This is a genomic window from Ramlibacter tataouinensis TTB310, assembly GCF_000215705.1.
In the GTDB taxonomy this organism is placed as follows: domain Bacteria; phylum Pseudomonadota; class Gammaproteobacteria; order Burkholderiales; family Burkholderiaceae_C; genus Ramlibacter; species Ramlibacter tataouinensis.
The window spans coordinates 2,283,129-2,305,047 of record NC_015677.1 but is presented as its reverse complement, the minus strand read 5'-3'; the positions used below and the strand labels follow the sequence as shown (position 1 = coordinate 2,305,047).

General features: G+C 69.6%; 23 protein-coding genes. 13 read left to right on the top strand and 10 right to left on the bottom strand.

Going from position 1 to position 21,919, the window contains the following annotated elements:
* Positions 1-64: 64 nt before the first annotated feature.
* From RTA_RS11150 to RTA_RS11130, 5 genes are all read right to left on the bottom strand, one after another.
* Positions 65-1,345, bottom strand: a complete 1,281-nt coding sequence (locus RTA_RS11150) for an Nramp family divalent metal transporter (protein WP_013901506.1) — start codon at positions 1,343-1,345, stop codon at positions 65-67.
* Positions 1,346-1,352: 7 nt separating this feature from the next.
* Positions 1,353-2,414: a serine hydrolase gene (locus RTA_RS11145; protein ID WP_013901505.1), complete on the bottom strand. Its 1,062-nt coding sequence runs from the start codon at positions 2,412-2,414 to the stop codon at positions 1,353-1,355.
* Positions 2,329-3,528: a serine hydrolase gene (locus RTA_RS11140; protein WP_193384799.1), complete on the bottom strand. Its 1,200-nt coding sequence runs from the start codon at positions 3,526-3,528 to the stop codon at positions 2,329-2,331. Before RTA_RS11140 ends, RTA_RS11145 begins: the two co-directional genes overlap by 86 nt.
* Before the next feature lie 84 nt (positions 3,529-3,612).
* On the bottom strand, positions 3,613-4,287 hold the full coding sequence (maiA, locus tag RTA_RS11135; RefSeq protein ID WP_013901503.1) for a maleylacetoacetate isomerase: 675 nt from the start codon (positions 4,285-4,287) through the stop codon (positions 3,613-3,615).
* Positions 4,288-4,354: 67 nt separating this feature from the next.
* Positions 4,355-4,621, bottom strand: coding sequence for a YkvA family protein (locus RTA_RS11130; RefSeq protein WP_041675374.1), 267 nt, complete (start codon positions 4,619-4,621; stop codon positions 4,355-4,357).
* A 173-nt stretch (positions 4,622-4,794) separates the two neighbouring features.
* On the opposite strand from RTA_RS11130, the gene RTA_RS19780 reads away from it, so the two are divergent.
* Positions 4,795-6,747: a hybrid sensor histidine kinase/response regulator gene (locus RTA_RS19780; protein WP_013901501.1), complete on the top strand. Its 1,953-nt coding sequence runs from the start codon at positions 4,795-4,797 to the stop codon at positions 6,745-6,747.
* A gap of 12 nt (positions 6,748-6,759) precedes the next feature.
* Here the strand turns inward: RTA_RS19780 and RTA_RS11120 are convergent, their stop codons facing one another.
* Positions 6,760-7,668, bottom strand: coding sequence for a LysR family transcriptional regulator (locus tag RTA_RS11120; protein WP_041675372.1), 909 nt, complete (start codon positions 7,666-7,668; stop codon positions 6,760-6,762).
* A gap of 90 nt (positions 7,669-7,758) precedes the next feature.
* Here RTA_RS11120 and RTA_RS11115 point away from each other — a divergent pair, with 90 nt between their 5' ends.
* From RTA_RS11115 to RTA_RS11105, 3 genes are read left to right on the top strand one after another with little or no spacing between them, the layout of a single operon-like run.
* Complete coding sequence (locus tag RTA_RS11115) at positions 7,759-8,718, top strand: hydroxymethylglutaryl-CoA lyase (RefSeq protein WP_041675370.1); 960 nt, start codon at positions 7,759-7,761, stop codon at positions 8,716-8,718.
* Positions 8,715-9,911, top strand: coding sequence for a CaiB/BaiF CoA transferase family protein (locus RTA_RS11110; protein WP_013901498.1), 1,197 nt, complete (start codon positions 8,715-8,717; stop codon positions 9,909-9,911). The genes RTA_RS11115 and RTA_RS11110 overlap by 4 nt, the downstream gene beginning before the upstream one ends.
* Before the next feature lie 45 nt (positions 9,912-9,956).
* Entirely contained in the window at positions 9,957-10,958 is a 1,002-nt protein-coding gene (locus RTA_RS11105; RefSeq protein WP_013901497.1) for a Bug family tripartite tricarboxylate transporter substrate binding protein, read from the top strand.
* A 99-nt stretch (positions 10,959-11,057) separates the two neighbouring features.
* On the opposite strand, the gene RTA_RS11100 is transcribed toward RTA_RS11105, so the two are convergent.
* Positions 11,058-11,900 (bottom strand): GntR family transcriptional regulator, encoded by an 843-nt coding sequence (locus RTA_RS11100; protein WP_013901496.1) that lies wholly within the window; start codon positions 11,898-11,900, stop codon positions 11,058-11,060.
* Between the two features lie 126 nt (positions 11,901-12,026).
* Between RTA_RS11100 and RTA_RS11095 the strand changes: the two genes are divergently transcribed.
* The 6 genes from RTA_RS11095 (at position 12,027) to RTA_RS11070 (ending at position 17,588) form a co-directional block, all read left to right on the top strand.
* The gene (locus RTA_RS11095; RefSeq protein WP_013901495.1) at positions 12,027-12,893 is read left to right on the top strand and encodes an isocitrate lyase/PEP mutase family protein; all 867 of its coding nucleotides are present in this window, start codon (positions 12,027-12,029) and stop codon (positions 12,891-12,893) included.
* Between the two features lies 1 nt (position 12,894).
* Positions 12,895-14,292: a 3-isopropylmalate dehydratase large subunit gene (leuC, locus tag RTA_RS11090; RefSeq protein WP_013901494.1), complete on the top strand. Its 1,398-nt coding sequence runs from the start codon at positions 12,895-12,897 to the stop codon at positions 14,290-14,292.
* On the top strand, positions 14,289-14,915 hold the full coding sequence (gene leuD, locus RTA_RS11085) for a 3-isopropylmalate dehydratase small subunit (protein ID WP_013901493.1): 627 nt from the start codon (positions 14,289-14,291) through the stop codon (positions 14,913-14,915). The genes leuC and leuD overlap by 4 nt, the downstream gene beginning before the upstream one ends.
* 41 nt (positions 14,916-14,956) lie before the next feature.
* Complete coding sequence (locus RTA_RS11080) at positions 14,957-15,934, top strand: tripartite tricarboxylate transporter substrate binding protein (RefSeq protein WP_013901492.1); 978 nt, start codon at positions 14,957-14,959, stop codon at positions 15,932-15,934.
* Between the two features lie 12 nt (positions 15,935-15,946).
* Complete coding sequence (locus tag RTA_RS11075; RefSeq protein WP_013901491.1) at positions 15,947-17,059, top strand: TauD/TfdA family dioxygenase; 1,113 nt, start codon at positions 15,947-15,949, stop codon at positions 17,057-17,059.
* 346 nt (positions 17,060-17,405) lie between these two features.
* On the top strand, positions 17,406-17,588 hold the full coding sequence (locus tag RTA_RS11070) for a hypothetical protein (RefSeq protein ID WP_013901490.1): 183 nt from the start codon (positions 17,406-17,408) through the stop codon (positions 17,586-17,588).
* 82 nt (positions 17,589-17,670) lie between these two features.
* Here RTA_RS11070 and RTA_RS11065 read toward each other — a convergent pair whose 3' ends face one another.
* The gene (locus RTA_RS11065) at positions 17,671-18,240 is read right to left on the bottom strand and encodes a hemerythrin domain-containing protein (protein ID WP_013901489.1); all 570 of its coding nucleotides are present in this window, start codon (positions 18,238-18,240) and stop codon (positions 17,671-17,673) included.
* Positions 18,241-18,429: 189 nt separating this feature from the next.
* On the opposite strand from RTA_RS11065, the gene RTA_RS11060 reads away from it, so the two are divergent.
* From RTA_RS11060 to map, 3 genes are all read left to right on the top strand, one after another.
* Complete coding sequence (locus RTA_RS11060) at positions 18,430-18,807, top strand: PH domain-containing protein (protein ID WP_013901488.1); 378 nt, start codon at positions 18,430-18,432, stop codon at positions 18,805-18,807.
* A 155-nt stretch (positions 18,808-18,962) separates the two neighbouring features.
* Positions 18,963-19,442: a VOC family protein gene (locus RTA_RS11055; protein WP_013901487.1), complete on the top strand. Its 480-nt coding sequence runs from the start codon at positions 18,963-18,965 to the stop codon at positions 19,440-19,442.
* A 7-nt stretch (positions 19,443-19,449) separates the two neighbouring features.
* Positions 19,450-20,196 (top strand): type I methionyl aminopeptidase, encoded by a 747-nt coding sequence (gene map / locus RTA_RS11050; RefSeq protein WP_013901486.1) that lies wholly within the window; start codon positions 19,450-19,452, stop codon positions 20,194-20,196.
* A 26-nt stretch (positions 20,197-20,222) separates the two neighbouring features.
* Here the strand turns inward: map and RTA_RS11045 are convergent, their stop codons facing one another.
* Both RTA_RS11045 and RTA_RS11040 read right to left on the bottom strand, forming a co-directional pair.
* A complete protein-coding gene (locus RTA_RS11045; RefSeq protein WP_013901485.1) occupies positions 20,223-20,969 on the bottom strand; it encodes a ribonuclease activity regulator RraA in 747 nt (248 codons plus the stop codon).
* A gap of 14 nt (positions 20,970-20,983) precedes the next feature.
* Positions 20,984-21,916, bottom strand: a complete 933-nt coding sequence (locus RTA_RS11040) for a dihydrodipicolinate synthase family protein (protein WP_013901484.1) — start codon at positions 21,914-21,916, stop codon at positions 20,984-20,986.
* Positions 21,917-21,919 lie beyond the last annotated feature (3 nt).

Genomic DNA, 21,919 nt, shown 5'->3' with positions numbered 1-21,919 from the left:
GGCCGCGGCTGACGCGACATTTGTATCGGAACTGTTGTTTCGTGTCTGATTGCAACTTGAACCCTCAGGCTCCGATCAGCGGGCCCAGTTCCTTCAGCAACTGCTGGATGCCCAATACGATGAACAGCACCGCGGTGATGCCGAGCAGCACGTTGGTCAGCGGCGTGTTGGCCCAGCCCTTGGGCGCGCGCCGGCCATTGAGCAGGCCCAGCAGCGTAATCGCCAGGAAGGGCATGAACAGCGAGCCGAGCACGCCATACGCCAGGATCAGTGCGATCGGCCGCTCCAGCAGGAACAGCACCATGGGCGGGAAGGTCAGCCACAGCACGTAGAACCTGAAGTACTTGCCGCCCACGCGCGTGTCCGGGTGCCCCGCGGGCAGGCCGCGCACATGGCCCCAGAAGTCCGCGAACATCAGCGACACGCCGTTCCACACCCCCAGGATGGAGGAGAAGGCCGCCGCCCAGAAGCCGACCAGGAAGCCGGTGCCCACCACCCGGCCATAGCGCTCGGTCAGCACGGCGGTCAGGTCGAGCAGGCCCTCGTCGCCGGCGCTGAGCGCCACGCCCGCGCTGCGCACCACCTCGGCGCCCACGATCAGCATGGCGACGACGAAGATGCCGGTGATCACGTAGGCCATGGCGTTGTCGATGCGCATGACCCGCATCCACTTGGGCGTGTACCAGCCTTTCTCGCGCAGCCAGTAGCCGTAGGCGGCCAGGGTGATGGTGCCGCCCACGCCGCCGGCCAGCGCCAGCGTGTACAGCACGCCGCCGGCCGGCAGGCGCGGCACCAGGCCGGCGAGCATGTCCGGGACGTTGGGCGCGGCGATCACCGCCAGGCCCACCACGGTCACGAACATCATGCCCACCAGCATCGCCGTGATCTTCTCGAACAGCGCGTAATGGCCGAACCAGACCATGACGAAGCCGGCCAGGCCCATCAGCACCGACCAGACCTTCAGGTCCACGCCCGGGAACAGCGCGGCCAGCGGCAGGGCCGACGAGGACATGGCGGTGGCGCCGTACACGAAGCCCCAGACCATGATGTAGGGCCCGAAGTACCAGCTCGTCCAGCGGCCCAGCGAGCGCCAGCCCTCGAAGATGGTCTTGCCGGTGGCCAGCGTGTAGCGGCCCGCGCCCTCGACCAGGATGATCTTCAGGATGACGCCCAGCACCACGGCCCATAGCAGCCCGTAGCCGTAGCGCGAGCCCGCCAGCAGCGTGGCCACCATATCGGCCGCGCCCACGCCGGTCGCCGCCACCACCAGGCCCGGGCCGACCAGCTTCCAGCGGGCCGGCACGCCGCCGTCGTCGTCCTTGCGCAGGAAAGGATCGGTTTGCATAGCGCTCCTAACGCATCGCTCCGGCCAGCATGGTCCTGCTCACGGCCTCGCCGACCTGGCGGAAGATGCCGCCGGCCTCGCGCACGTCGTCCATGTCGGCGGCGCAGGTGGCCACGACGATGGCCTTGGCGCCGCCAGCCTGCGGGTTGACCACCGCCATGTGGCAGGCCCGGCGGTACTGCGTGCCGGTCTTGTGGATGATGGGCTCGCTCCTGGGGATGCCGCCTTCCAGCCGGTAGTCGCCGCGGCGGCCGAACTTCATGTAGCCGAACAGGCGCTCGGTGCTGCGCGGGCTGAGCAGCTGGCCGCGCACCAGCCGCTCCAGCATGCGGCCGTAGCCTTCCAGCGTCGCATGGTTGAGGTTGTTCTCGTAGAAGCGGTCATAGGCCTGGGCCATGGTCTTGGCCTGCAGGGCGGAAGCCGGCATGTCCAGCGCGCGGCGCACTGCCTCCACGCGCTCCGGGCCCATGTCCGCGCCGGCGATCCGCACCAGCTGCTGATTGCTCAGCTTGCGGGTGTCGGGATGCAGCTGCGCGTAGACGTCGCGCCGCACCTGGGTCAGCGTGGTGATGCGCTTGAAGCCCGGGCCCAGCAGGTCGGCCGCCACCTGGTTCAACGCATCCTCGCCCACGGTGCGGATCAGCATGTTGGCCGCCGTGTTGTCGCTCACGCCCAGCATGCGGGTGAGCAGCGAATCGATGGTGTAGCTGGCCTCCGGCGCGGTCCAGACCAGCTCGCCCGGGCCGTCGATCTTGTCGGTTTCCTTCAGCGTGACCCGGCTGTCCATCGCGAGCTTGCCGGCATCCACCTGCCGCAGCACGGCGATGGCGACCGGCACCTTCACCGCCGAGCCCAGGTACCAGGGCTTGTCGGCGCCATGGCCGAAGGTCTCGCCGGTGTCCAGGCGCCTGACGTACACGCCCAGCTGTCCGGGGGTATCGCGGTCGATGCGCTCGATGCGCTGGCGCAGCTCGGCCTGCCAGTCACTCGCGCGCGCCCAGGGCGCGCTCAGCAGCACCAGCGGCAGCAGGCAGGCGCTCCAGACGCGGCGCAGGACAGGACGAAGCATGGTTGTCTCCCGGATCGTTGTTGAAGAGGCCGGAGCGGCAGAGCGCCTCGCCCACGTCGCGCAGCGCGGCCTCGGAGCGCGCCAGCGACGCTTCGCCGCGCACGCAGGCCACCACCACCGCGCCGGCGCCCGCGCCGGGGTGCGGCATGCGCACCAGCCCGGCGTCGCACACCCGCTGGCGCTGCGTGCCGGTCTTGTGGGCGAAGCGAGCATCAGCCGGCAGGCCGGCCCTGATCCGGTTCGGCCCGGTGGCGACACGCTCCATCAGGCCCAGCAGGTAGGCGGTGGCGTCGGGGCCGAGGGCGCCGCCCTGCGCCAGCAGCGCCAGCAGCTGCCCGTAGGCATCGAGCCGCGCGGAGTTGAGGCCGCCCGCGTAATAGGCGGCATAGGCCGCGTCGAGCGACTTGCGCTTGAACGCCAGCACCGGCACCTCGGTGATCTGCGACAGCAGCTGCAGCCGGTCGCGCTCATCGCGCTGCTGGTGCAGCCGCAGCATGTCGGCCCCGGTGAGCTGCCATGCCTGTGGCGTGAGCTGGCCATAGACCTGCCGGCGCACCTCGGCCAGCGTGGTGATGCGGCCGAAGCCCTGCGGCACCAGCGAGCGCACCAGGGCATTCACCTGCGGCAGGCCCACCAGCTCGATCAGCATGTCGCTGGCCGTGTTGTCGCTGTGGATGATCATCTGCTCCATCAGGAAGCGGATGGGCAGCGGCGTCGCGACGGGATGGCCGTTGGTCGCGCCGGCGCCGTCCACGTAGTCGGCCGCGCGCAGGCGCAGCGGCGTGTCCAGCGTGAACAGCCCGGCCTCCACCCCGCGCAGCACCGCGATGGCCACCGGCACCTTGACCATGGAGGCGATGTACCAGTCCTGGTCGGCGTGGTGGTTGACCCGCACCCCGGTCTGCAGGTCGCGCACGTGCACGCCGATCTGGCCCCGGTGGCGCGCATCGACCGCCGCCAGTTCGGCCGGCAGGCGCGTGGCCCAGTGCGCGCCGGGCGCCGCCGCGGCAACGCCGCCCAGGCCCGTCACGCACCACAGCCACAAGGCGGCCGCCAGCCGCGAAGGCGGCCTGCGGCGCGGGCGAAGGAAGGGCAGGCGGGGCAGGGCGGGCATGGGCCACGGCAACAGGGGAACCCCGTCATCTTGGCCGGCCATGGCCCGGCAGCGTGTAGGACTAGGAGGGAGATTGGCGGCGGCTCAGGCCGGCGGCGCGCCGGCCTGGCGCCGCGGTTCGGCCTGCCGGAAGGCTTCCAGCTGCTCGCAGGCGGCCATGATGCGGTCCACCGTGGGAATGCCCGCGACCTCGATCTTGAACACGCGCATCACCGCGATGATGCTGGCCAGGCAGATGTCGGCCAGGCTGACGGTCTCGCCGTGGCAGTAGGTGCCCGTCGCCGCGTCGCCGGCCAGGCGCTGCTCGACGGCGCGCAGGCCGGTGCCGAACCAGTGCGTCTGCCAGGCGCGCCAGGCCGCGTCGTCGAACCGGCCTTCGCCCGCGAGGTACTTGCGCACGCGCGGCGTGATCAGCGGGTGGGTGTCGACGGTGCACATCCCCGCGATGGAACGCACCCGGGCCCGCGCGTGCAGGCCTGCCGGCAGCAAGGCAGGCGTCGGGTAGCTCTCTTCCAGGAACTCCAGGATGGCCAGCGACTGGGTCAGCGGCGCCGCGCCCGGCGCCTGCAGGTCCACCAGCACCGGCAGCCCGCCCAGCGGATTGAGCTTAAGAAAGGCCTCGCTGCGCTGCTCGCCGGCGTCCACATCGACGTTCCGCTCGCGGCGCGCCACGCCCTTGAGCGCGAGGGCCACGCGCACGCGGTAGGTGGCAGAGGTGCGCCAATAGCTGTAGAGCTCAAAGCGGGGCTGCTCGGTCATGGGATCCTCCTGCGACGGCAAGGTCGCACAAGGATAGCGGCCCGCGGCGCAGCCCGGCGCCCGTGGCTCAGCGCCTGGCCGTGGCCTGCGCGATGTCCGGCGGCAGCCGCCTGAGCAGCCAGCGGATCGCCAGCGGCACCAGGACCAGGTCGTCCACCACGCCGATGAAGGGCAGCACGTCGGGCACCAGGTCCACCGGCGAGAGCAGGTACATCGCGATCAGCGCCGTGCCCAGCTTCAGCCAGCCCGGCGACGCCGGATGGCGCAGCGCGCGCCACAGCTGGCGCGCGTCGCCGCGCAGCACGGTCCACAACAGGGTCAGACGTTTCCACATGGCAAAAACTTTCATGACGGCCCGACGGGCTTGCGCAGCCGTAGATGGCGGCCCCGGCCCGCGCTGCAAGGGGCAGCGCCGGACGTTACATCCTGGATTGTTCCTACACGATCGCCAGCGGTGCCTTTCTAGGATAAGTCATCAGTAGAGACCGGCCCCACTCGGAGGAGCACTTGCCGAACCAATACCTGGCCACCTCCTTGCCCGAGCATGAGCTGGCTGAACTCCACCGCCTGATGACGGAGGAGATCAAGGAAGTCGCGGTGTTCTTCATGAACACCGAAGGCATCATCACCACCTGGAACCGCGCGGCCGAGGACATGAAGGGGTACACACCCCAGGATGCGATCGGCAGCCACCTAGGTCTTTTGTACACCGAAGAAGACAGGGCCCGCGGCTGGCCCGAGCACAACCTGGGCGAAGCCCGCAAGCACGGCTTCTACCGCGAGGAAAGCTGGCGCAGGCGCAAGGACGGCCGCCTGTTCTGGGCACGCATCGCGCTCACGGCGCTGCGCGACCGCACCGGGCAGCTGGTCGGGTTCTCCAAGGTCACGATGGACCTGACCGACCACAAGCTGCTGGAGAGCTGCGTCAACGAGCGCGAGGAGATCCGCCGCATCCTGCATGCCGCCAACGCAGGCATGTGGACCTGGCACCCGGCGTCGGACCGGATCGACGTGTCCGCCGATTTCCTGGGCCTGCTGGGCCACGCCCACGGCCCTACGACGATGAGCCTGCCCGAATGGATGGCCTTCGTGGATCCGCAGGACCGGGAACTGGTCGCCCGGAGGTTTGAAACGGCCCGCGCCAGCGGCGCCGACGAACCGCTGGTGATGGACGTGCGCCTGTGCAAGAAGGACGGCAGCTGCCGCTGGTTCCACGTCCGGGCGGACTGGTCGCGCGCCAGCCCGCAGCAGCCCTATGCGCTGAGCGGGGTGAATGTCGACATCCACGACCTGAAGACGGCCGAGGAGGAGCTCAGGCGCGCCTTCGGCAAGCTGAAGGAAGCCGACAAGCGCAAGGACGAGTTCCTGGCCATGCTGGCCCATGAGCTGCGCAACCCGCTGGCACCCATCCGGTCGGCGGCCGAGCTGCTCAAGCGCATCGACGTGGCCGAGCCGCGGGTGCGAAAGACCAGCGAGATCATCGCCCGGCAGGTCGACCACATGACGCACCTGGTGGACGACTTGCTCGACGTGTCCCGCGTGACCCGGGGCGTCGCCACCCTGGACAAGGAACCCCTGGACGTGCGCCACATCGTGATGGACGCGGTGGAGCAGGTCGACCCGCTGCTGCGCACCCGGCGGCACGAGCTGGCGCTGCAGCTGTCGCCCGAGACGGCCGTGGTCTATGGCGACCACAAGCGGCTGGTGCAGGTGATGGCCAACCTGCTGAACAACGCGGCCAAGTACACGCCCGAGGGCGGCCGCATCCAGCTGCGCACGCAGGTGCGGGGCGCCCAAGAAGTGGTGCTGGAGGTGATCGACAACGGCATCGGCATGGAGCCGGAGCTGGCCGCGCGCGCCTTCGAGCTGTTCGCCCAGGCCGAGCGCACCCCAGACCGTTCGTCCGGCGGGCTGGGCCTCGGGCTGGCGCTGGTCAAGAGCCTGGTGGAGCTGCATGGCGGCAGCGTCCACTGCAGCAGCGAAGGCGCAGGCAAGGGCAGCTGCTTCAGCGTCGGCCTGCCGCTGGTGAGCGCGCAGGTCGCGGCACCCGCGCCGCAGCTGCCCGAGGCTGCACCGCAGAGCATCCAGCAGCGGCTGCGTGTCATGGTGGTCGACGACAACGCCGACGCCGCCCACATGCTGGCGATGTTCCTGGAAGCGGATGGCCACCAGGTCCAGGTGGAACACGATGCGCGGCAGGCGCTGGAGCGGGCGCGCGTCGACCCGCCGGACGTGTGCCTGCTGGACCTGGGCCTGCCGGACATGGACGGCAACGAGCTGGCCCGGCAGCTGAAGTCGCACGCGGAAACCGCCGGTGCCGTGCTGGTCGCGGTGACGGGGTACGGCGGCGAGCACGACCGCACCGAGGCGCTGGCCGCGGGCTTCAGCCAGCACCTGGTCAAGCCTGTGGACCCCGCCCAGCTGACGTTGCTGCTGAGCCGGATCAGGCCGGCGCCGTAGTCCGGCCGGCCGTCACCCGGCAGCGGCGTGCTTGGACGCGAGGTGCTCCAGCAGCAGCTGCGCGGCGGAGGACAGCAGCTGCGCGTCGCGAAAGCAGACGATGAAGCGCCGCTCGGCCCAGGGCTCGGCCAGCGGGACCAGGCGCAGGCCGTAGGCGGCGGCCTGGAGCTGGGCCACCTCGCGCGGCACCACGCTGATGGCCAGGCCCGCGTGCACCACGCGCAGGGCGGCCTCGAAGTTACTGACGATGACCCGCCGGCGCAGCGAGCGGCCATGCGCCGCCGCGCGCCGCTGCAGCATCACCTGCACCGCGCTGTTGACCGGCAGGCTCACGTGCTCGAAGTCCAGCGTCTGCTCGAAGCGCACCGACTTGCGCCCGGCCAGCGGGTGCCGGCCGGGCACCACGATGCACAGGTGGTCGCTGCGGTAGGGCCGGGACTGCAGCGCGCCCAGGTCGGCCGCGTCCCAGCACACGCCCAGCGAGGCCAGGCCCTCGCGCACGCCGCGCACGATCTCGGGGCTGACGTGCTCCTCCATGTCCACCTGGATGCTGCGGTGCGCCGGCATCTGCAGGAAGCCGGCCACGTCGTCGGCCAGTGATTCCGTCATGGCCGACACCGAAGCCAGGATGCGCACCTGGCCGCGCGCGCCGGCCGCGTAGCTCTGCATGTCGGTCTCGATGCGGGCGGCGCTCTCCAGCATGGCCCGCGCGTGCTCCAGCAGCGTCTGCCCGGCCGGAGTGGGCACCACCCCATGGCGCTTGCGCACCAGCAGCGGCGTGCCCAGCTGGTGCTCCAGCTGCGCCAGCCGCTTGCTAATGGCCGAGCCGACGATGTGGGAGCGCTCGCCGGCGCGCGCGATGTTGCCCAGCTCGCAGACCGAGACGAACAGGCGCAAGGTGGTGAGGTCCAGGTCGCTCACGGGCGGGTGGGTGCTGTGGTGTTCCTGCCTGGAAGCGAAGGCTTCCAAAATGGCGCAGTCGTGGCGGTTCGGAAATTCTAGACTTGCGCCATGAACCCTCCCTCCGCCTTGCTGCAGGCCCTGCCGCGCGCCGTGACGATCCGCGAGGTCGGCCTGCGCGACGGGCTGCAGATCATCCCGCGCACCGTGCCCACCGCCGCCAAGCTGGCGTGGATCCGCGACGCCCACGCCGCCGGCCTGCGCGAGCTGGAAGTCGGCTCCTTCGTTCCGGCTCGGCTGATGCCGCAGCTGGCCGACACCGCCGAAGTGCTGGCCCATGCCAGAACGCTGCCCGGCCTGGTCGCCTCCGTCCTCGTGCCCAACCTCAAGGGTGCCGAGCGCGCCATCGCCGAAGAGGCGCACGCCATGCTGGTGCCGCTGTCGGCCAGCCACGCGCACAGCCTGGCCAACCTGCGCAAGACGCCCGACGACGTGGTGGCCGAGATCGCCCGCATCCGCGCCGCGCGCGACGCCGCCGGCTCGCACACCGTGCTGGAGGTGGGCATCAGCACCGCGCTGGGCTGCACCCTGCAGGGCGAGGTGCCGGCCTCGGAAGTGGTGCGCCTGGTGCAGGCCGTGCTGGACGCCGGCGCCGAGCGCATCAGCATCGCCGACACCGTGGGCTACGCCGACCCGGCGATGGTGACGCGCCTGTTCGAGCAGGTGCTGCGCGTGGCCGGCGAGCGCTTCGATACCGCGCACTTCCACGACACGCGCGGCCTGGGCCTGGCCAACTGCTATGCCGCGCTGCAGCTGGGCATCGTGCGGCTGGACGCCTGCCTGGGCGGCATCGGCGGCTGCCCGCACGCGCCCGGCGCCAGCGGCAACGTGGCCACCGAGGACCTGGCCTACCTGCTGGCCAGCATGGGCATCGCCACCGGACTGGACTTCGACGCGCTGCTGGCGCTGCGCGGCCGGCTGGCCCACTGGCTGGAAGGCGAGCCGCTGCACGGATCGCTGTGGCGCGCCGGTCTGCCCAAGACCCTGCGCCGCGAGGAGGTGGCGGCATGAGCGGGCAGGTGCCGCAGCCGCTGCAAGGCCTGAAGGTGGTCGAGTTCACCCACATGGTGATGGGCCCCACCTGCGGCATGGTGCTGGCCGACATGGGCGCCGAGGTGGTGAAGGTCGAACCCATCGAGGGCGACCGCACGCGCCACCTGCTGGGCGCGGGCGCAGGCTTCTTCCCCATGTTCAACCGCAACAAGAAGAGCATCGCCCTGGACCTGCGCAGCCCCGAGGGGGCCGAGGTGGCGCGCCAGCTGTGCGCCCGGGCGGACGTGGTGGCCGAGAACTTCAAGCCCGGCACCATGGCCAAGTACGGCCTGGACTACGCCAGCCTGTCGCCCGCCAACCCGCGCCTGATCTGCGTCAGCCTCAAGGGCTTCCTGCCCGGGCCGTACGACCACCGCACGGCGCTGGACGAGGTGGTGCAGATGATGGGCGGCCTGGCCTACATGACCGGCAGGCCCGGCGACCCGCTGCGCGCCGGCACCAGCGTCAACGACATCATGGGCGGCATGTTCGGCGCCATCGGTGCGCTGGGCGCGCTGGTGCAGCGCGGCATCACCGGCCGCGGCATGGAGGTGCAGTCGGCGCTGTACGAGAACAACGTGTTCCTGGTGGGCCAGCACATGCTGCAGTACGCCATCACCGGCCAGGCGGCCGAGCCCATGCCCAACCGCATCTCGGCCTGGGCCGTGTACGACGTGTTCACCGTCAAGGATGGCGAGCAGATCTTCCTGGCCGCGGTGAGCGACACGCAGTGGAAGGTGTTCTGCAGCGCGCTGGGCTATGGCGACCTGCTGGCCGATGCGGCGTATGCGACCAACAACGACCGCGTGCGCCTGCGCCCGCGCCTGCTGCCCGTGCTGCGCGAGCGGCTGGCCCGGCGCAGCGCCACTGAGCTGGCCGCCATCTTCGAGCGGCAGGGCCTGCCGTTCGCGCCCATCCGCAAGCCCGAGGAACTGTTCGACGACCCGCACCTGCAGGCCACCGGCGGCCTGGCCGACGTGCGCCTGACCGACGGCCGCAGGGCCGGCGAGACGGCCAAGGCCGCGCTGTTCCCGATCACGATGGCCGGCGAGCGCCTGGGCGTGCGCCTGCACCCACCGATGATGGGCGAGCACACGTTCGAGCTGCTGCAGCAGCTGGGCTACGCCGAAGGCGACATCGCCGCCCTGCGGGCGCGCCACGTGGTGGCCTGACGCGGCGCATCCACCCACGACACACCCAAACCGAAGGAGACAAGCATGACCCCCACCCACTTTCACCCCCAGCGCCGCAGCGTGCTGCGCGCCGGCGCGGTCGCCGTCGCCGCGGCCGCGGGCCTGCTGCCCCTGGCCCTGCGCGCCCAGGGCGGCACCGTCAAGTTCATCCTGCCCAACGCCACCGGCAGCGGCATCGACGCCATCACTCGCGCGGCGCAGCCCGGCCTGGCCAAGGCGCTGGGCACCTCGGTGGTGGTGGAGAACCAGGCCGGCGCCGGCGGCGTGCTGGGCCTGCAGGCGCTGGCGCGCTCGCAGCCGGACGGCAGCACGCTGTCCATGGTGTCGAACAACGTGGTGATCTTCCCCAGCGTGCTGAAGTCGCTACCCTTCGACATGCCGGGCGACTTCACGCCCATCGCCATCGTGGGTGCCACGCCGCTGGTGCTGGTGGCCAACGCGGCCAAGGTGCCGGCCGCCGGCCACCGCGAGTTCGCGGCGCTGCTCAGGAGCAAGCCCGGCAGCTTCAACTACGGCTCGGGCGGCAACGGCACCATCCTGCACCTGGCCACGGAGATCTACCTGGACGAGGCGAGCGCTGCCGCCACGGCCAGGCACATCCCCTACAAGGGCGTGGGCCCCATGGTGAACGACCTGCTGGGCGGGCAGATCGACTTCGCCACCCTGTCGCTGCCCAGCGTGCAGCAGCACATCAAGTCCGGCGCGCTGCGCGCCATCGGCGTCATGTCGCCTCAGCGCACGCCCGCCGCGCCCGAGATCCCCACCTTCGCGGAGCAGGGCTTGGCCAATTACGCCGTGGACGGCTGGTTCGCCGTGATCGGCCCCAAGGGGCTGGGCCCGGCCCAGGTGAAGAAGACGCACGAGGCCGTGGTGGCCGCCTTCGCCGACCCGGCGGTGAAGGAAGCCATGGCCAAGCAGGGCAACACCATCGCCATCGGCACGCCCGAGCAGGCGCAGGCCACCTTCCGCAAGGAGCTGGCGCGGTATGCGGCGCTGGTGAAGAAAGTGGGGCTGGAGCCGCAGTAGACGGCTCACTGCCGCGACAGCCAGAGCTGAGGGTGTGCTTCCGGCCAGGAGCGATTCCTTGTCACCAACACCCCTGTCCTGTCGACACTGCCGAGCAGTTCACCGCCGCTTCTGCGACCTGTCTGCGCCACCCCGCCGGGGCAAGCCCACGTCGTGTACCACCTGCCCGGCGTCCAGCGTGTTGACCTTGTCGCCGGGGATGTCCATCAGCACCCGGCTGCGCTCCGGCGGCAGCAGCGCCGTCAGGTGCTGCACGGGACGCGCTTCGACGTCGTGCATCAGACGGACAAGCTTTAGCAGCGGGGAGCCGACCTCCACTTGCAGGGACCGGGCGACGTCGGGCGAGGCGACCTGTGCCGTGAGCTCCTGCACGACGCGCCCGAATTTCACGCCTTCTTCCTGCAGCACCTGGTAAAGCGGGAGCTTGCGCAGGCGGGCCGTGGTCACGCGCCTGCCGACGAACGCCGGGACCCAGGCTTCGGTGATCATGACCGGCACGCCATCGACGCTGCGCAACCGGAATGCGTGCAGGGCCGCCTCGCCCGCCGCGATCTGCAGCAAGGCCGACACCATCGGCGGCGGCGGGACACGTTCCACCTGCAGCACCTGGACCTGCGTGTCGGACGCGACCTGCCGCAGCGAATCGATGAAGCCTAGGCTCGGCGTCTCGCGCGCCATGTCCGGGGCTGCCTTCACGAACGTGCCCAGCCCGTGGCGCCGCTCCACCAGCCCAAGGGCGGCGAGGTCTGCGAGCGCCCGGCGCACGGTGATGCGCGACACCTGGAAGCGTTCACCCAGTGCCTCTTCTTTCGGCAGGGCGCCCGTGGCCGCATAGACGCCCCGCGCGATCTCGTCGCGCAGCACCATGAACAGCTGGCGGTGCAAGGCGGTGCCCGCGGCGCGCAGCGCGGGGGCGGAGTCGATGGATTGCGGTGGATTCATGGTTGCAGGCCGCACGGCGGATCTCGGTCGAGCTTAGCAGGGCGTTGTGTTGCAAGGGGTTTGCTCACTTGACGCGGGTCGTAGTTATACTAATAATATAACCACCAAACAACAGAGCACAAACCCATGACCTGCTCCCCCTCCTTGCGCCAGCAACTCGCCACCAGCGGGATGCTCGTCGCCCCGGGTGCCTACGATGCCATCGGCGCCCGCATGATCGAGCAGGCAGGCTTCGGCGCCGTCTACATGACGGGGGCCGGCACCTCGGCCGCCCGTGGCTATCCCGACTTCGGCCTGCTCACCATGAGCGAGATGGTCGAGAACGCGGCGGTGATGGCGCGCTCGGTCGCGATCCCGTTGATCGCCGACGCCGACACCGGATACGGCAACGAGCTGAACGTCACCCGCACCGTGCGCGAGTACGAGGCGCGCGGCATCGCCGGGGTGCACATCGAGGACCAGGTGTCGCCCAAGCGCTGTGGGCACCTCGACGGCAAGGTCGTCATTCCGCGCGAGGACTTCGTCTCCAAGATCCGCGCCGCGGTCGAGGCGCGTCGCACGGCCGATTTCTTCATCATCGCCCGCACCGACTCGCGCGCGACCCGCGACTTCGAAGAGGCTATCTGGCGCGCGAACGCCGCCCTCGACGCCGGCGCGGATATGGCATTCGTCGAGGCGGTGCAGTCCGCCGAGGAGATGGCGGCGGTGCCCAAGCGTGTGAAGGGTCCCTGCCTGCTGAACGTGGTGCCCGGCGGGAAAACCCCGAGCCTGGAGATGCGGCACGCCGAGGAGATGGGCTACAAGCTCGCGATCGTCCCGGGCCTCATGCTGGTGGCGGCGCTGCAGGCGGGCGACGCTGCCTTGAAGCAGCTGCGCGAGACCGGCATGCCGCCCCAGGCGGGCTCCACGGTCGGCGAGCTGTTCCGCCGCTTCGGGGCGGACGAGTGGAACGAGCTGCGCACCCGGTTCAACGCCGGCGCGCCAGGCGTCTGACATGGCCGGACGGACCCTGTTCGACAAGCTGTGGGACGCGCACGTGGTGCGCGACCTCGGCGATGGGTGGGCGCTGCTGCACATCGACCGCCACTTGATGCACGACCTGGGTGGCGGCCCCGGATTCGCGGAGATTGCCGCGCGCGGCCTGGAGCTGCACGACCCGGGGCTGACCTTCGCGACGCCGGATCATGCGGTCTCGAGCCAGCCGGGCCGCGTCGCCACCACGTTCCCGCTCGGCGGGCGCCTGCATGCCGCCCTGCGGGACGGGGCGAAGTCGGCCGGCGTGCAGTTCTTCGACCTGGGCGCGCCCGGGCAGGGCATCGTGCACGTGATGGCGCCCGAGCTGGGGATCGTCCTGCCGGGCCTCTCGGTCGTCTGCACTGACAGCCATACCTGCACCAACGGCGGCATCGGTGCGCTGGCGTTCGGCATCGGTTCCTCGGAGAGCGTCCACGTGCTCGCGACGCAGACCCTGCGCCAGCAGAAGCCGCGCCGCATGCGCATCCGCTGCGAAGGCACGCTGGCCAGCGGTGTCACGGCCAAGGATCTGGCGCTCCACATCATCGGCCGGCTCGGCGCCGCCGCGGGCGTGGGCCACGCCGTCGAGTTCGCCGGCCCCGCCATCGAGGCGTTGGAAGTGGAAGCGCGCCTCACGCTGTGCAACCTGGCCGTGGAGCTTGGCGCGCGATTCGGGCTGGTTGCGCCCGACGAGCGCACCATCGCCTGGGTGGCGGGCAGGCCCTGGGCTCCCGAAGGTGCCGCTTTCGAAGCTGCCGCTGCGTACTGGCGCAAGTTGACGACGGACCCCGACGCCGTGTTCGACAGCGAGGAGACCATCGATGCGTCGCAGGTCGCCCCCACGGTGACGTGGGGCACGAGCCCGGAGCACGCCATCGCCATCGACGCTGCTGTTCCCGACCCCGCCACGCTGGGCCCGCGCGCGCAGGAGGGAGCGGCCGCACTGGCCTACATGGGCCTGCAGCCCAACGCGCCCATCGCCGGCACGCCGGTGGACTGGGTGTTCATCGGCTCGTGCGCCAACTCCCGGCTTTCCGACCTGCGCGCCGCCGCCCAGATTGCCCGTGGACGCAAAGTGGCTTCGGGCGTCAAGGCCTGGGTCGTGCCCGGTTCCGAGATCGTCAAGCGGGCGGCGGAGGCCGAGGGCCTGCACCGGCTCTTCACCGAGGCCGGTTTCGAGTGGCGCGAGCCCGGTTGCAGCATGTGTGTCGCGGCCAATGGCGAGCAGGTGCCGCCCGGCCAGCGTTCCGTCTCCACGTCCAACCGGAATTTCGTTGGCCGGCAGGGTCCGGGAGCGCGCACGCACCTGGCCAGCCCTGCCGTCGCTGCGGCCGCAGCCATCGCCGGCTGCATCATCGACCCGAGGGCACTCCGATGACCCCTTTCACGACCGTCGTGGGGCCGGCAGCGCCGCTGATGCGCGACAACGTCGACACCGACGTGATCATCCGGATCGAGCGCCTCACCAGCTTGGGCCGCAACGAGCTCGGTCCCTACGCCCTGGAGGCGCTGCGCCTTCGCGCCGACGGATCCGAGGACCCGGGTTTCGTGCTGAACCAGCCCCCGTTCCGCGGCGCGCCCATCCTGCTCGCAGGCAGCAACTTCGGCTGCGGGTCGTCGCGAGAGGGCGCCGTCTGGGCGCTGATGGGGCTGGATGTCCGCTGCGTCATCGCGCCGAGCTTCGGCGACATCTTCTTCAGCAACTGCTTCCAGAACGGCCTGCTTCCCATCAGGCTGCCGGCACCCACGGTGGAACGGCTGGCGGCCGCCTGTGCCGGCGGCGCGCCTGTCACCGTCGACCTGCAGCAGTGCGTGCTGCGCACGCCGGACAACAGCACCGTCCCGTTCACCGTCGACGCGCTGCGGCGCGAGGGCCTGCTCAAGGGGCTCGACGACATCGGGCTCACGCTGCAGCACGACGACGCCATCCGCACGTGGCAACGCGAGGACCGGATCCGCCGCCCGTGGGCATGGCCGGCAGCCGCCCTTGAACGGCCTTGAGAGCCGTACCTTTCCTTCGAACCACACACAGGAGACAACCCGTGTCCGCTTTCCTTGATCGACGCGCCCTGGCGCTGCTCATCCCCGCCTTGGCGCTGGCCCCGCTGGTGGCCATCGCACAGACCTCCGACTGGAAACCCGACCGCACGGTGACGATCGTCGTGCCCTACAGTCCCGGCGGCGGCACCGATGCGCAGGCCCGAGCCGTCGCGCAGGAACTCGCCAAGGTCTGGGGCCAGTCCGTGGTCATCGAGAACGTGCCCGGCGCCGACGGCCTGATTGGCACCAAGAAGGTCATGGCTGCGAAGCCGGATGGCCACACGCTGCTGGTGCAGATCAACTCCATCGCGGTGATGAAGCACATTCCGGCGTCCAAGGGTTTCGACCCGGTGCCGGATCTGGTGCCGGTCTCGGTGTTTTCCCAGTTGCCCGGCGTGTTCGTCACCACCCCCTCGCTGCCAGGCAAGACACTGGCCGAGGTCGTGCGCCATTGCAAGGCGTCGCCGCAGCCGTGCTCCTTCGGCACGACGGAAAGCGTCGCGCGATTGCAGGCGCGCCAACTGGCGGTCGAGGCAGGCTTGGACAATATGGTGGTCGTCAATTACAAGGGTGGCGGTCAGCTCATCACGGATCTGCTGGCGGGCAACGTGAACATGGCGATCATGGGCGTGACGGCCGCCCTGCCGCACTACAAGAGCGGCGCGCTGAAGATCCAGGCGACGCTCGGCTCCAAGCGGGCCTCCGTGACGCCCAACGTTCCGTCCGCGGTCGAAGCCGGATTCCCCAGCATGGACACGATCACCTGGTACGGCCTGTTCGCACCCAAAGGCACGCCGAAGAACGTCGCGGACGGCATCGCCTCGGCGGTGGCCAAGGCCGTGAAAGGCGAGGCGACGAGCAAGACCTTCGGCACCCTGGGCGCTGAAGCGCTTGGCACCACCTCGGCCGAGTTCGCGACCATCGTGCAGAAGGAAGTCGAGCGCATGGATGCCCTGGCCAAGCGTTTTCCGCTGGAATGAAAGGGCCAACCCATGAGCGCGCTCTGGAAAACACCCCCAGCCGGCCGCGACGCGGCCGCCTGGCTCGCCGCGGACCTGGAAGGCGACACACGCTGGATCACACAGTTTGACCACGCCGAACGGGCCGGCATGGCGCGGGTGGTGAAAGCGGCGATGGTTCCAGGCCAGTCGTTGCTGGCTTATCGCCGCAGCGATTTCCCCTTCAGCGAGGCCGCTCTTGCACGCATCCGGCGCGCTTTCGACGAAGCGCAGCACGGCCTTGGCGTGGCTTTGATCAAGGGCTTGCCGCGCGAGGGCCTCAGCCCCGAGGAGTTCGAACTGCTGACGTGGGGCATCGGCCTGCACTTCGGCGTGGCGCGGCCGCAGGACAAGCAGAGCCGCTACATGAACAAGGTGATGGACGTCGGCACCGTCTACCGCAGCGCCGGGGGCCGCGGCTACTCGTCCAACGCGGAACTGGACTTCCACGTCGACGGCTCCGACGTCGTCCTGCTCAGCTGCTACAACCAGGCGCCTGTCGGCGGCGACAGCATGTGCAGCAGCGCCGTCACTGCCTTTCGCATCCTGCGCGAGGAGCGGCCTGACCTGGCGGCTGTCCTGCAGGAGCCGTTCCGCTTCAGCCGCCAGGGCGAACAGGGCGAGGGCAAGCCGCCGGTGCATGTGAATCCCGTCTACGCAGAACACGACGGCGGCCTGTTCTGCTTCTGGAACCGCAATCGCGTCGTCAATGCGACCAAGCTGCCGGATGCACCGCCCTTGAACGCGCGCCAGCAGGAAGCGATCGACCTCCTCGACGCGATCTTGCGCAGGCCGCAGGTGATGTACCTGATGCGCCTCGAGCCTGGTGACCTGCAGATACTGAGCAACTACACGGCCTTGCACTCGCGCACGCAGTTCCAGGACGACGAACACCCCGCCAAGAAGCGCATGCTGTTTCGCCTGTGGCTCGCCATGCCCGATGCACCGGCACTTCCGGATCCGTGGGCGGGCTTCTTCGGCAGCACCTCGGCCGGTACGGTGCGCGGCGGCGTGCATGGGTTCCAGTACGACGACAGCTGCATCGCGTTCGACGCCCGCCAGGCCGGGGAACTCGGGATGCGATTCGATCCGGACGTTCGACCCTGAGCGCAGTCCGTCCGGCTCGCGTGCGGACGGGACTGCCTCCCTGTTACAGGCCAGTCGGCCTGACTCGACTGGGCCGTGTCCACCCTGGCGGTGCATGAATGACGAAACGCGGCGTGTGGTTGAAGCACGCACGCTGTGCATCAGGCGCTTCCTACGCGATGGGCGTCGCAGGTCCGATGGCCTGCTCTGGAGGACCGCCCAGAATGGGGCGCACCTGACCTCGAAAGGAGCACCCCATGAGCAAAGGCAAATCCAAGACCGGCAGCCGCAGCGGCAGCGACTCCGGCAATCACAGCCGCGCCTCGGCCAGCGACAAGCGGCACCCCCTCACTCACCAGGAGGCCCCGTGAACAAGGACAAGCAACCCCGCCGCGCCAGCAAGCCGCTGCCGACGGACCAGATCCACCCGGCCAGCGACATGGGCAAGCGCGCCAAAGGCGGCGACAAGGTCAGTAACCCCGGTGTGCCGCGCCGCAAGGGCGGCCCGGAGCAGACGGCGGTAGCGGACAGCGCCAAGAAGGCGCGCTGACCGCCGCCGCACCGAACGCGGCAGCACTTGGCCAGCGGCGGGCAGGGCGACTACAACTGAGTCGCCGGCGCGCCCCCCGCCCTTAACCCGCCGCCGCCCGCACCGGCTTGACCGAGGCGAACTCGCGCTGGTAGTCGGCCGTGAGCATCTTGTTCATGGCCGCATCGAGCTTCTGCTGGAGCTTGGGATAGATGTTGCCTTCCTCGTCCTCCTTGGCGTGCTTGAGCACCGCGGCCTGGAGTGACTTGGCAGGGGCCATCCAGTCCTTGCCTTCGCGGTTGGCGCGCGTGGCCATCTCCATCTGCGCGTTCATCACCTTGGCGTGGGCCTGGTCCAGGTACAGCTTGTCGGACTCGCTCGTCATGCCGGCCATCGCCAGGGCCGGGTAGATCACGTTCTCCTCGGCCACCGAGTGGGCCGTCAGCTGGTAGCCGATGGCGCGGATCAGCCGGTCGCGCTGCAGGTAGGTGCGCTTTTCGCTGGCCATGAGCTCGTCGAAGCTCTTGGCGATCAGCGCGTGGTGCGCCTTGATCATGGACAGCCAGTCGCCCTTGGCGGCGGCGGTCTGGGCGACGGCTTGGCGCAAGGGCAGGAGGGCCGCAGCGGCGGCACTTGCAACCAGTACGCGACGGGACAGGTCGAGGGTAGGCATGTTCTTCTCCATGGATGCCGGCAAGAGGTGGATGGAAATTCTGTGTCCTTCCAGACCTGCTCGTTGCGGTGCGAACGCTGCAGTTGGGAAAATTGGATGGAGTCTTACGACGAGCTGCCCGGCTCCTCCATTCCGCTTCGAGCGCTGCGCTGGTAAGGTATGCGCAACCCGACAACCAAGGAGGTGAAGATGGGGCTTTTCGACGGGATGATGGGCAACGCGTCCAAGGTGGATCCTGCCAAGATCCAGCGGGAGTTTGCGCAGATCCTGGCGCCGGGCGAGTCGGTGCAACACGCCTACCAGTTGATCCGGGACTACTTCGTCTTCACCGACAAGCGCTTCGTCCTGGTCGACAAGCAGGGGCTGACGGGCAGCAAGGTGGAGTACCACTCGATCCCGTACAAGAGCATCACGCACTTCAGCATCGAGACGGCGGGCACCTTCGACCTCGATGCCGAACTGAAGATCTGGATCTCAGGGGCAGCAAACCCGATCCAGAAGCAGTTCAACAAGCGGCTCAGCATCTATGAGGTGCAGTCCGTCTTGGCGAGCTACGTGCTGCGGTAGCCGGAGCTGAAAAGGCTGCTTCCGGCCAGAAGCGACCGCTCGTCATACGTGGCAGACTGACTGTCGCGTGCACCGGGCTGAACAGGAAGCTGCCACTCGAAGTCGGCAGTTTCAGATACTTGACGGCGCCTATCTGTCATTGTTGGAGAGCGGAAATGGTTGGCAAGAACACGATTTGTCTCTGGTACGACGGCACCGCTCTGGAGGCCGCGCAGTTCTACGCGAGGACTTTTTCGGACAGCGCCGTGGGGGCCATCCATCGCGCGCCGGGCGACTTTCCCTCGGGCAAGCAAGGCGATGTCCTGATGGTCGAGTTCACGGTCATCGGCATCCCTTGCCTTGGCCTGAATGGCGGCCCGGCGTTCAGGCACAGCGAGGCCTTCTCGTTCCAGGTGGCGACCGACGACCAGGCCGAAACGGATCGCTTGTGGAACGCGATCGTCGGCAACGGCGGCCAGGAAAGCGCATGCGGCTGGTGCAAGGACAAGTGGGGCTTGTCCTGGCAGATAACGCCGCGGGCCCTCACGGACGCGGTGACCGATCCTGACCGCGCGGCGGCCAAGCGCGCCTTCGAAGCGATGATGCAGATGCGAAAGATCGACATCGCTGCCATCGAAGCGGCACGGCGGGGCTAGGACCCACATGACCATCGAAACGCAGGACGACGTCGTCGCACTGAAACGGATTGGCAGGATAGTCTCGCTGGTGCTGCAGCGAATGCTCGATGCCGCAGAACCCGGCATGACCACGCGCGACCTCGACCTGCTCGGCGAGCGGCTGTTGCAAGAACACGGTGCCCGGTCCGCGCCGAGGCTGACCTACAACTTCCCGGGGTCGACGTGCATCAGCATCAATGAACAGGCGGCACACGGAGTTCCCGGGGACCGGGTCATCCGGGCCGGGGACGTTCTGAATGTCGACGTGTCGGCGGAACTGGGCGGGTACTTCGCCGATACCGGTGGAACTGCCGTGGTACCTCCGACCACCCCGCAGAAGACCCGCCTGTGCCACGCGGCGCGCACGGCGCTCGCCGAAGCGATGAGGAGCGCCAGGGCGGGCCAACCGATCAATGGCATCGGCGCCGCCATCGAGCGAACTGCGAAGGCCTATGGCTTCAAGGTCATCGAGAACCTTGGAAGCCACGGAGTCGGCCGTGCGCTGCACGAGGAGCCGGAACACATCGCCGGCTACTTCGACCCGTCGGACAAGCGCACCTTGAAGGAAGGAATGGTCATCACCATCGAGCCGTTCCTGTCGACCAGGAGCCGTATCGTCACCGAGACTTCCGATGGGTGGACGCTCGCAGGCGCAAGCGGCAACCTGTCCGCGCAGTACGAGCACACGATGATCATCACCAGGGGTGCTCCCATCGTCGTCACGCAGCACTGACTGCGCGCGAAAGCTGAACGCGAGGGCTACGCTTTCGCCTGCCCAGCCACGGCCGCCTTGTACCGCGCCAGGTTCTCCGCGTTGGGCGGGTACAGGCCCGGCAGCGCGGCGCCCTTGTTCACCTCGTCCATGATCCAGCCCTCGAGCCGCTCCTGCTCGGGGGCATGCTCCAGCACGTGGTCGAGCAGCGCGGCCGGGATCAGCACGGCGCCGTCGTCGTCGCACACCACCACGTCGCCCGGAAACACGGCCACGCCGCCGCAGGCCACCGGCTGCTGCCACGCGACGAAGGTCAGGCTGGTCACGGACGCCGGCGCGGCCGCGCCGCTGCACCACACGGGCAGGTTCGTGCCCAGCACGCCGTGCAGGTCACGCACCACGCCGTCGCTGACCAGCGCCGCGACGCCCCGCTTGGCCATGCGGGCGCACAGGATGTCGCCGAAGATGCCGGCGTCCTGCACGCCCATCGCGTCGACCACGGCGATGCAGCCGGCGGGCATGTCCTCGATCGCCGCGCGGGTGGAGATCGGCGAACCCCAGGATTCCGGGGTGGCGAGGTCCTCGCGGGCCGGCACGAAGCGCAGCGTGAACGCGCGGCCGACCAGCCTAGGCATGCCGGTGCGGATGGGGCGGGCGCCGCGCAGCCAGACGTTGCGCAGGCCCTTCTTGAGCAGCACGGTGGTGAGGGTGGCCGTGGTGACCTGCGACAGGGTCTGGACGACCTTGGGGTCGAGGTCCAGGGTCGCGGGAACGGAGGGTGGGGGCATGGGCATGGGTGGGGCTCCGGTTATCCGAGTTCACGCAGGCGCCTGTCCTGGCGGCGGACGAGGCGCTCGATGTCGGCGAGGTCCTGGGCCGAGAGCTTGGGCCCCGGCTTGCGGATGAAGGGCGAGGATATCGCACCGCGCCGGTGCAGCAGGTGCTTGCGCACCGCCAGGCCGACGCCGGCCTGCTGCTCGTAGCGCGCCAGCGGCAGGTAGGCGTCGAAGAGGTCATGGGCGCGCTCGACATCGCCGCGGGCGTGCGCGGCGACCACGTCGACCATCATCTCGGGCCAGGCGAAGCCGGTCATGGCGCCATCGGCGCCGCGCGACAGTTCCTCGGGAAGGAACAGGCCGCCGCCGTTGCCGGTGAGGATGGACACGCGCCGGACCTCCCCCTTGTCGCCGGCGGCGCGGATCGCCCCGAGCTTGGCCAGCCCGGGCCAGTCCTCGTGCTTGAGCATCACGCAGTGCGGCGAGTTCTTGAGGATGCGCAGGATCACCGCCGGCGACATCTGCACGCCGGTGGCCACCGGATGGTCCTGCAGGCACCAGGGCACCGGGCCCAGCGTCTCATTGACCATGTCGAAGTAGCCGGCGATCTGGTCGTCGGTGCGCACGGTGGACGGCGGCGCCACCATGACGCCGGAGGCGCCCAGGTCCATCACGGCCCGGGTGAGCTCGCCCATGGCGGCAAAGCCGGGCGAGGACACGCCGACCACGATGGGCACGCGGCCGGCGGTGCGCTGGATCACCTGCCGGGTGAAGGCCTTGGCCTCCTCGGCGGTCAGCTTGGTCGCCTCGCCCATGATGCCGAGGATGGTGAGGCCGGTGACGCCGCGCTCGATGCAGAAGTCCACCATGCGGTCGGTGCTCGCGAGGTCGAGCGCGCCGGCATCGGTGAACGGGGTGACGGTGATGAGGTAGACGCCTTGGGCGGACGTGTCGAATCGGTGCATGGC

Excerpts from the sequence above, each read along its gene's own strand:
- RTA_RS11150 (WP_013901506.1), bottom strand. The coding sequence starts at position 1,345 with ATGCAAACCGATCCTTTCCTGCGCAAGGACGACGACGGCGGCGTGCCG.
- RTA_RS11145 (WP_013901505.1), bottom strand. The coding sequence starts at position 2,414 with ATGCTTCGTCCTGTCCTGCGCCGCGTCTGGAGCGCCTGCCTGCTGCCG.
- RTA_RS11140 (WP_193384799.1), bottom strand. The coding sequence starts at position 3,528 with ATGCCCGCCCTGCCCCGCCTGCCCTTCCTTCGCCCGCGCCGCAGGCCG.
- maiA (WP_013901503.1), bottom strand. The coding sequence starts at position 4,287 with ATGACCGAGCAGCCCCGCTTTGAGCTCTACAGCTATTGGCGCACCTCT.
- RTA_RS11130 (WP_041675374.1), bottom strand. The coding sequence starts at position 4,621 with ATGTGGAAACGTCTGACCCTGTTGTGGACCGTGCTGCGCGGCGACGCG.
- RTA_RS11115 (WP_041675370.1), top strand. The coding sequence starts at position 7,759 with ATGAACCCTCCCTCCGCCTTGCTGCAGGCCCTGCCGCGCGCCGTGACG.
- RTA_RS11110 (WP_013901498.1), top strand. The coding sequence starts at position 8,715 with ATGAGCGGGCAGGTGCCGCAGCCGCTGCAAGGCCTGAAGGTGGTCGAG.
- RTA_RS11105 (WP_013901497.1), top strand. The coding sequence starts at position 9,957 with ATGACCCCCACCCACTTTCACCCCCAGCGCCGCAGCGTGCTGCGCGCC.
- RTA_RS11100 (WP_013901496.1), bottom strand. The coding sequence starts at position 11,900 with ATGAATCCACCGCAATCCATCGACTCCGCCCCCGCGCTGCGCGCCGCG.
- RTA_RS11095 (WP_013901495.1), top strand. The coding sequence starts at position 12,027 with ATGACCTGCTCCCCCTCCTTGCGCCAGCAACTCGCCACCAGCGGGATG.
- leuC (WP_013901494.1), top strand. The coding sequence starts at position 12,895 with ATGGCCGGACGGACCCTGTTCGACAAGCTGTGGGACGCGCACGTGGTG.
- leuD (WP_013901493.1), top strand. The coding sequence starts at position 14,289 with ATGACCCCTTTCACGACCGTCGTGGGGCCGGCAGCGCCGCTGATGCGC.
- RTA_RS11075 (WP_013901491.1), top strand. The coding sequence starts at position 15,947 with ATGAGCGCGCTCTGGAAAACACCCCCAGCCGGCCGCGACGCGGCCGCC.
- RTA_RS11065 (WP_013901489.1), bottom strand. The coding sequence starts at position 18,240 with ATGCCTACCCTCGACCTGTCCCGTCGCGTACTGGTTGCAAGTGCCGCC.
- RTA_RS11060 (WP_013901488.1), top strand. The coding sequence starts at position 18,430 with ATGGGGCTTTTCGACGGGATGATGGGCAACGCGTCCAAGGTGGATCCT.
- RTA_RS11055 (WP_013901487.1), top strand. The coding sequence starts at position 18,963 with ATGGTTGGCAAGAACACGATTTGTCTCTGGTACGACGGCACCGCTCTG.
- map (WP_013901486.1), top strand. The coding sequence starts at position 19,450 with ATGACCATCGAAACGCAGGACGACGTCGTCGCACTGAAACGGATTGGC.
- RTA_RS11045 (WP_013901485.1), bottom strand. The coding sequence starts at position 20,969 with ATGCCCATGCCCCCACCCTCCGTTCCCGCGACCCTGGACCTCGACCCC.
- RTA_RS11040 (WP_013901484.1), bottom strand. The coding sequence starts at position 21,916 with ATGCACCGATTCGACACGTCCGCCCAAGGCGTCTACCTCATCACCGTC.